The 751-nt window shown below is 71.4% G+C and carries 1 protein-coding gene; it reads right to left on the bottom strand.

Annotated features, from left to right (window positions below):
- Positions 1-646, bottom strand: a 646-nt coding sequence (locus ACLJQZ_RS48575; protein ID WP_410628517.1) for an IS110 family transposase, incomplete at its 3' end; no start/stop codon positions are given.
- Positions 647-751 lie beyond the last annotated feature (105 nt).

Genomic DNA, 751 nt, shown 5'->3' with positions numbered 1-751 from the left:
CCACGACATCAGGCTGGGCAAGGTGCTCGGCGCGCAGAGCGGCCTGGATCACCGCCGCCTTCCCGGCGATGTTGCGGCGCCGCGCGCGTGTCAACGCGGCGCTGATCTGGGCGATCGTCAGCCGGGCGGCCCGGGCCGGGGTGGGTGCCTTGCCGAGCAGTTCCAGGGTGTCGGCGGCATCGAGGTCGGTGAACGCGTCCAGCGCGGCGGGGAAGTAGTCCCGCAGGGCGTGCCGCAGCCGCTGGGTATGGCGGGTGCGTTCCCAGATCAGGGTTTTGTGAGTACGGGCCACGACCTTGACCGCCTCGACTGCGGGGCTGTCCCCGGCGACCGGCCGCAGCTCGTGGCTGTGGGTGCGGACCATGTCGGCCAGCACATGGGCATCACCGGCGTCGCTTTTCGCGCCCGAGACCCCGAGCCGGTCACGGAACCGCGCGGCCTGCAGCGGGTTGACCGCCAGCACCGTGTATCCGGCAGCGACCAGCGCCCGGACCCACGGGCCTCGGTCGGTCTCGATCCCGACCAGCACCTCGACCTCATCGGCGTCGTCGGCGGCCAGCTCGCCGATCATCGCGTGCAGCCGGGCCATTCCCGTGACGCCTTCGGGCAGCCGGGCCTTGGCCAACCGGCGCCCGGAGCCGTCCATCACCTCCACGTCGTGATGGTCCTCAGCCCAGTCATCCCCTACGAACAGCCGCACCGATCCTCCCGATCCCGATCTCGATCACCTTGAGCAGCCGGCGGGGAGAAC

The organism is Amycolatopsis sp. cmx-8-4, assembly GCF_046548675.1.
GTDB lineage: Bacteria > Actinomycetota > Actinomycetes > Mycobacteriales > Pseudonocardiaceae > Amycolatopsis.
The sequence above is the reverse complement of the archived record's forward strand: the minus strand, read 5'-3'. Positions and strand labels throughout refer to the sequence as shown.